Origin of the sequence: Kitasatospora sp. NPDC059577, from assembly GCF_042735475.1 — a bacterium.
Taxonomy (GTDB): domain Bacteria; phylum Actinomycetota; class Actinomycetes; order Streptomycetales; family Streptomycetaceae; genus Kitasatospora.
The window spans coordinates 190,860-197,780 of sequence record NZ_JBHWBZ010000003.1; the positions used below are offsets into that span (position 1 = coordinate 190,860).

A 6,921-nucleotide genomic window follows, 5' to 3' on the forward strand; every position below is an offset into this window, starting at 1 on the left:
GATCGTCGGCATGTCGCTGCCGCACGCCATCCTCACCGCCCTGCTGGAGAAGCCGTCGTCGGGGCTGGAGCTGACCAGGCGGTTCGACAAGTCGATCGGCTTCTTCTGGCCCGCCACCCACCAGCAGATCTACCGCGAGCTGGGGCGGCTGGAGGCCTCCGGACACATCCGGGCCCTCCAGCCGGACGGACCGGTACGCGGACAGAAGAAGGAGTACGAGGTCCTGCCGGAGGGCCGCGCGGAACTGGTCCGCTGGACGGCCGAGGGCGCGGCGCCGCGCGCGGTGCGGGAGCCGCTGCTGCTGCGGCTGCGGGCGGCGGCGGTGGTCGGCACGGACGGTCTGGCGGCCGAACTGGAACGCCATCTGACACTGCACCGCGCACAGTTGGCCGACTACCTGGAGATCGAGCGGCGCGACTTCCCGGCCGAGAGGGCGGACGCCGAGAACCGGCTCCAGCACGCGGTGCTGCGGGCCGGGATCGGACTGGAGACCTTCTGGGTGGAGTGGCTCGCCGAAACTCTCGGGACCCTCTCCCCGGACCGCACCTGACCCTCGCCCGGCACCGGCGGCAGCCCGGGCCCACCCGGCCCGGACTCCGCCGGGACCAGCGCTCTGACCTGCAAGGACGGGAGTCCCGCGCGCCGCGTCCGGCCCCCGGTGGGACACTGGTTGCCTTGTCCCTGCCCGAACTCTCGACAGGGGGCCCGCATGTCCCTTCCGAGGCCTCTCCACGCCGTCGTCGCCGCGGCCGTCGTCGCGGCGGTCGCCCTGGGCCCGGCCCACCTGGCGTCGGCCGCGCCCGCCCAGGACCTCCCGTCCGCCGACCAGCTGAGATCGGCCCTGCTCACTGCGGCCGACCTCGGCCCCGACTTCACCGAGGCGTCCCAGAGCCCGACCCAGAGCCCCGGCCCGGACGACAGCCCGAGCCCGGTCAGCGGTTGCGACGCGCTCAGCGCCCTGGTCAACATGCACGCGACCCATCCCGGCCTCGCGAACCCGCGTGCCGAGACCGAACTCGACGGCCCGGACGGCAATCCGATGGTCACCGAGGCCCTTGCCGCGGAGGCTCCCGACCAGCTCGCCGCCGACTTCAACTCCGTGGCCGACGCCCTGCGGAGCTGTCACACCATCACGTTCAACGCCGGCATGGGGGACACGGTGACCTTCACCGTCACGCCGGTCACGCTCGGTGACCGCCAGGACGCCCCCGCCGTCCGCCTCGACGGCACCCTGGACGGTGTCCCGCTCAACGCCTTCATCGGCATCGAGCGTTTCGGCACGGTCGCCATGGCCTTCGGCTACTTCCAACGCGAGGGCGCCTCCGCGCAGACCGCCTCGATGCAGTACCGCACCGCGGTGGCCAAGGTCGAGCGCACCCTCGGCACCACCGCCGGCAGCACCACCCCGCCCACCGTCGCCGCCACCCAGGACATGAAGGTCTGAGCGGCGGGCGGTGCGGGACGGGGAGGGCCGCCGTCGACGAGACCTCCGGGAACGCCCGGGCCGTCTCGGCCCGTTCGTCCGGCACCGGCCTGTCGGGCGCGGGCCGGATCAGTGGGCCCGCCCCACCGGGCCTGCGCCGGACGGGATCACCGTGGCCCCGCCGCGGGCACGCGGTGGACACCCGGCGGGACGACGTTCTGGTCGATCAGCATCTGCAGCACGTTGACGTGGAAGTCCGGGAAGTCCATCGGCACGATGCCGAACCGTCCGCTCTGCTGGGTGCGGGCGTTCAGGTACGGGTAGATGCTGCGGTCCATGAGCCGCTGCGAGCTGTCCTTCGGCCAGTAACCACCGGCGTAGCTGAGGAAGTTGACGAACATCGTCGAACGGCCCGGGTTGAGGCGGGCCTTGTCGAACTGGGCGACGATGTACTGCCCCTTCGTGCCCAGCGGGTCGATGCCGCCGATCTGCCAGGCGTCCTGGGTGTCGAAGTACTCGTTCTGGCCGCTGGACCAGCCGATCAGACCCCACGGGTTGGCGAAGTCGGCGACCAGGACGACCTTGCCGCGGGCGGCGCCGAGCGTCGGCCAGCCGTAGAGGTGGAACAGGTCCCGGTAGCCGAGCCCGTCGAAGTAGTGGTCGATCCGGCGCATGAACTCGTCGTCGCCGAGCGCCTGTCCGCCCGACCGTTCGTTCCTGAGGCGCATCACGACGGTCTCGCCGGGGCGTGCCTGCAGGAAGGTCCGGCACCGGTCGAGCACGTCCTGCAGGCGGAGGTGCTGGTAGTTGTCGGAGTGGTAGATCCCGAGTTCGTCGGGGGCACCCTGCAGGCCGTTGCAGCGGATGTCGAGGAAGCGGACGCCCTCCTCCAACTGCTGTGGGATGCCCCAGTTCTGGGTGTGTGACCACTCGGTGCCGTAGGCGGGGTTCTCGCAGCACGAGTCGTGGGTGCCGGGGATGGTGAGGTCGAGCAGGGAGAGGTTCCCGTCGAGGCGGCTCATCCAGCCGTCGGTCGGCAGCCCGCGCGGGGTGGTGCGCGCGGCGGCCCGGGCGGCGGTCGGCAGGACGAGTCCGCCTCCCAGGGCGACGGCGCCGCCGAACCCCGCACCCCACTTGAGAAGATCACGACGTGCGATGCCCATGGTGTGGCTCCTTCGGTCGTCCCGGTCGGCCGGGTCGTGCCTTGCCCGGGCCCCAACGCGTCCTCGGCATCGGCGGGTTCACCGTGCGGGGCGGGCTGCGGACCGGTTCCCCTCCGGTCCTACCCGGCCCCGCGGTTGATGAACAGCTGTCACGCCGGACGGCACATCGGATGCCGCCGCGGTGGGTCGGGAGCGGGAGCGGGAGCGGGAACGGGAACGAGTGCGGGGCGGGCGAAGGAGTCGGGGGCGGACACGACCGGAGGCCGGAAGGGAGCGCTTCGGCGGTCGGTTCCGACCGAGCGCGCGACCGTGGGCCGCGGTCGGGGTGGGTGCGACCGGTCCGGTTGCGGTTCAGTCTCCTTTCGCACCGGCCGGTCCGGTCCTGACGGGCTGCTGTCACATGGGACGGCGAATCGCTTGTCGTGACTGGGGGTTGAGGATGAGCACGGGGGACGGTACCGACCTGGTGGCGGTGGTGGTGGCGGCACTGGTGCAGGCGGCCGGCAGCGCGGCGGGGACGGCGTTGGGGGCCGAGGCCGTCGGCTGGGTGCGGGAGGGGCTCGGGCAGCTGCCGCGTTGGTCGCGGGCGGCCGAGCGGGCCGAGGCGGCGCCGCGGGACGACGCGGCGAGGCAGGACCTGGCGGAGGCGGTGGGCGAGTTGCTCAGCCTTCACCCCGGGCTGGCCGAGTCGCTGGCGGAGCGCTGGGCGCAGGCCCTGGGACCGGTCGAGGCGCCGCCGGCGCCGCCGGTACCTCCGCTGCCGCCCGCACCGACGACGGTCACCGTCGGGGACGGGTTTTCCGTCGGCGGTCCCGGGCAGGCCGCGGTGGGGGTGGGGAACATCGTCGCCGGCGGGGACGTGCACCACGACAACCGAGTGAACAACGTGCACAAGGGCGGTGGCGCCGGCCTCCTCGTCGCGGTCCTGGTCGTGGTGGGGGCCTGGTCGCCCTCGGCATCCACTTCCTCGGCGGGTCCCCGTCGGTCGGTTCGGCCCCCGTCCTGCCGGCTTCCGTGGAGGGCGAGCAGCGCAGGGCGAGCAACGAGAGCGACTGGGTGAAGTACCGGGCCTCGCTCACCCGGGACGGGATGGAGAACCCGTCGGTGGCGGCGTACGGCAGCATCCCCGACGACTTCACGGACCTGGTGCTGGCGGGCGACGACCACACGGCGCGGTGGACCGTCGTCCTCGCCGAGTCGACGATGACGTTCCAGCGGACGTTCGCCGAGTCGCAGACTGAGGCGGCCAGGTCGGACACGCTGCACCCGGGCAAGCAGGTCCCGACCTCGCTGCCGGGAACGATGTACTGCTCCGACCCCGCCTACGTGAGTGGCGACAGCGACACGGCGTGCGTCTGGTTCGACGACACGTACGTGATCACCGTCAGGGCGGTCGGCAAGGACCCGAAGCTTCTCGCCTCCGTCATCGAGCGGATCCACCAGGGCACCGAACGCTAGTGCTGCTCCGCGGAAGTCCGTTGAGGGGTGATCACAGCCGTGGATGCATGACAGGCTGCTCTACATGATGATCAGTGATTCGTCGCAGGCCGGCGATGAGGTGTTGGTGGTGTGTCCTGAGCTGACGGATGCCGAGCTCAACGAGCTGTTCAGCGCGTCGTGGCCGGCTCACAGGTCGACCTCCTTCGCGCCGATGCTGGCCCGCAGTCTGACCTGGATCGCAGCGCGTCGAGGGAACCGGCTGGTCGGATTCGTCAACGTCGTCGGCGACGGCGGTGCGCATGCCTTCGTCCTGGATACGACCGTGCACCCGGATGAGCGCCGGCAGGGGCTCGGGATGCGGCTGGTGAGGGCGGCTGCCGAGGAGGCGAGGGCACGCGGTGCCGAGTGGCTGCACGTCGACTACGAGCCGCACCTGGAGTCCTTCTACGGTCAGTGCGGATTTCGGCCGACCGCCGCGGGGCTCATGCGGCTTTGAGCGGGCTGCCTTCGTAGGTCCACCGGTAGGGCTTGGCGGTCTCGTTGTGCGCGATCGCGTAGGTCTCCAGCTTGTCGATCAGGTCGTCGCGGCTGGCGAATCGCCGTGCCGCAGGACTCGGCGGGTGAGGGCGGAGAAGAAGAGCTCGACCTGGTTGAGCCAGGATGCGTGCGGCGGGGCCAGCGGACGTGCCGGCGCGGGTGCGCGGCCGGCCAGGTCTCGGTGTGCCTGGCCGTGTGTGAGGAGCCGTTGTCGAGCACGACGTGGATCTCCTTACCGGGTGGGATCGCCAGGTCGAGCTGGTCCAGGAAGGCGGTGAAGGTCGCCGCGTCGTTGCGGCGGATCACCTCGGTGAGCACCTCGCCGGTGCGGACGTCCAGGGCGGCCACCAGCGAGGCGGTGCCGTGGCGCCGGTACTCGAACTCCTGCCGGACGGGCTCACCCGGACGCGCAGGCCGCCCGGGATGGCGGCGCGAGCGGGCGGCGATCGCGGTCTTCTCGTCGATGGAGAGGATCACCGCGCCCTCGGGCGGGTCCAGGTAGAGGGCGCACACGGCGGCGGCGCGCTGCCAGGAGTCGTGGGTGTCCCGGCGGGTGAGCCAGCCGCGGACCTTGTGCGGCTTCAGGTCCAGATCCGCCAGGATCCGCCCGACCTGGGAGGCGGAGACCGGCGCGAAGCACGTGCCGGCCACCCGTTGGGCGATGGCTCGATGGGACCAGGTCGCCTCCGGATGTGGCGGCATGCTGGTCGCGGTGGCCACGATCGCCACCCGCACCTCGGGTCCGTACGATCTCGGCCGTCCCGACCGCTGGGCATCGCGCAGGCCGTCCATGCCCTGGGCCGCGAACCGCCCACGCCACTTGCGCACCGTGTTCACGCTGACGTCCGGCTCCCGGGCGATTGCGCCGTTGGCGATGCCGTTCGCAGCCGCGAGCACGATCTTGGCCCGCAGAACCGCCCGCGCCTCGGACTTCGCCGAAGCCGCCGTCCTCATCAACCGCTCGCAGACCTCTGTCTCCAGCGCCACCGTGACCGCCGTCCCCGTCCGCTGCCCACCCTTCACGACCAAGATCATGGCGAGCCCGTGCCGCACCCGGCAGGTTGGGGCCGTGCCGATGAACCCTCCCGGAATCGGTGCAGCACCACCTGCGCCAGCGTCTGAACCGTCACGCCCGCGAGCGGTGGTCACACGTGGACGCCGTCACGGTCCGCTTCCGCGCCGGATTCGCCTACGTAGCAGCCGAATTGCCCAGTGGGCACAGCCTCCCTCTGTGCCGCCTTCGCTTCACCGGCGTGCTGCACACCTGGGGCTTCGCGCTCTACCTCGCCAGCAGCGACAGCTACAAGGACAACATCCTGCCCAGCGGACTGCCCGCCGGCCCCCGGAGGAAGCCCTCGACTGCGCGGGCGACCTCTACCCCACTGGACTGGCCGCCTGATCAACACCCCTCAACGAACTTCCGCGGAGCAGCACTAGGCGCTGTCCGGCCTGGGTGCCCCAGCCGTGACGTGTCGGTGGAGGCGGGCAGAATGCGGGCCATGAGTCACGACTACCGCCCCGGCGACGTCCTGCGGCTGGAGTGCCCGTTCACCGAGACCACGGTCACCGGGGTCTCCCGCTGCCACGTCGTCGTGCGGTGCCCGTGGTTGGCGGTGGATCCGCAGGCGGAGGGGTACCGGTGGAACGGTGAGCGGGCGCTGCCGCTGCCGGAGGCCCACGAGTGGGAGGTCTTCCGGACGGAGCCGCCGGAGTCCGGGTTGGCGGTGGGCGATGCCTGCCTGGTGGGGATCCCCGCGACCGTGGTGCACGTCGGGTCGGTCGCGCACTACGATCCTCCCCTGGTCACCGGTCTGCTGCCGCGGCCCGCGTGCTACCTCGACGTCCTGCCGCAGGGGGAGGAGTACGACCCCGAACTGGAGGACCAGTGCTACGCGCTGGACCCCGCGGATGGTGAGCCGGTCAGGATCGACCTGCTGTTCCGCCCGTACGCGTTCCTCGAACCGGGCGATGAACTCGCGGACCGGGACGGGCGGGCCTGGCGGTTCGACGCGGCCTGGGAGTGGCACGCCTTCGACGGTGGGCAGTCGGGTGCTCCGGTGTGGCCGCTGACGCTGCTGGCCCGCGGTGGTGCACCGGCGGGGACGTCGGCAGGACTGCCGGAGGCGCTGTCGGAAGGGCTGTCGGAGGGGGCCGTGGCGGTGGCCCGGGCGACGGCGGTCGGCAGTCACGAGCAGGAGCGGGAGCGGTGGGCCGGGCTGGCCCTCGCGCGGCCGGCTTCCGACAACCGGTAGGCGGAGCGGGGCATGGCGTGGGGGGCGTGGGCGGGGGTGGGGGGGCGCCCGGGGCGCGGCGCCCCCCCGGCCCACCCCCGACCCCGGGGAGCTTGAGGCCCCCAAG

General features: G+C 72.2%; 8 protein-coding genes. 6 read left to right on the forward strand and 2 right to left on the reverse strand.

Annotation, left to right across the window (positions count from 1 at the left end; translation table 11 throughout):
* Nucleotides 1-10: 10 nt before the first annotated feature.
* Nucleotides 11-550 (forward strand): PadR family transcriptional regulator, encoded by a 540-nt coding sequence (locus ACFV0O_RS04785; RefSeq protein ID WP_380336375.1) that lies wholly within the window; start codon nucleotides 11-13, stop codon nucleotides 548-550.
* Between the two features lie 159 nt (nucleotides 551-709).
* The gene (locus tag ACFV0O_RS04790; protein ID WP_380336378.1) at nucleotides 710-1,444 is read left to right on the forward strand and encodes a hypothetical protein; all 735 of its coding nucleotides are present in this window, start codon (nucleotides 710-712) and stop codon (nucleotides 1,442-1,444) included.
* Nucleotides 1,445-1,590: 146 nt separating this feature from the next.
* Here ACFV0O_RS04790 and ACFV0O_RS04795 read toward each other — a convergent pair whose 3' ends face one another.
* Nucleotides 1,591-2,586, reverse strand: coding sequence for a phosphatidylinositol-specific phospholipase C (locus tag ACFV0O_RS04795; protein WP_380336380.1), 996 nt, complete (start codon nucleotides 2,584-2,586; stop codon nucleotides 1,591-1,593).
* A 439-nt stretch (nucleotides 2,587-3,025) separates the two neighbouring features.
* Here ACFV0O_RS04795 and ACFV0O_RS04800 point away from each other — a divergent pair, with 439 nt between their 5' ends.
* Genes ACFV0O_RS04800 through ACFV0O_RS04810 form a run of 3 tightly spaced genes read left to right on the forward strand, consistent with a single transcriptional unit; the run spans nucleotide 3,026 to nucleotide 4,522 of the window.
* The gene (locus ACFV0O_RS04800; protein ID WP_380336383.1) at nucleotides 3,026-3,646 is read left to right on the forward strand and encodes a hypothetical protein; all 621 of its coding nucleotides are present in this window, start codon (nucleotides 3,026-3,028) and stop codon (nucleotides 3,644-3,646) included.
* Nucleotides 3,643-4,044, forward strand: coding sequence for a hypothetical protein (locus tag ACFV0O_RS04805; protein WP_380336386.1), 402 nt, complete (start codon nucleotides 3,643-3,645; stop codon nucleotides 4,042-4,044). The genes ACFV0O_RS04800 and ACFV0O_RS04805 overlap by 4 nt, the downstream gene beginning before the upstream one ends.
* 43 nt (nucleotides 4,045-4,087) lie before the next feature.
* Nucleotides 4,088-4,522 (forward strand): GNAT family N-acetyltransferase, encoded by a 435-nt coding sequence (locus tag ACFV0O_RS04810; protein ID WP_380336389.1) that lies wholly within the window; start codon nucleotides 4,088-4,090, stop codon nucleotides 4,520-4,522.
* On the opposite strand, the gene ACFV0O_RS04815 is transcribed toward ACFV0O_RS04810, so the two are convergent.
* Nucleotides 4,477-5,586: an IS630 family transposase gene (locus ACFV0O_RS04815; RefSeq protein ID WP_380336392.1), complete on the reverse strand. Its 1,110-nt coding sequence runs from the start codon at nucleotides 5,584-5,586 to the stop codon at nucleotides 4,477-4,479. The two genes, ACFV0O_RS04810 and ACFV0O_RS04815, sit on opposite strands and share 46 nt — an antisense overlap.
* A gap of 476 nt (nucleotides 5,587-6,062) precedes the next feature.
* Here ACFV0O_RS04815 and ACFV0O_RS04820 point away from each other — a divergent pair, with 476 nt between their 5' ends.
* Nucleotides 6,063-6,815: a hypothetical protein gene (locus ACFV0O_RS04820; protein ID WP_380336395.1), complete on the forward strand. Its 753-nt coding sequence runs from the start codon at nucleotides 6,063-6,065 to the stop codon at nucleotides 6,813-6,815.
* The last annotated feature ends 106 nt before the right edge of the window (nucleotides 6,816-6,921 follow it).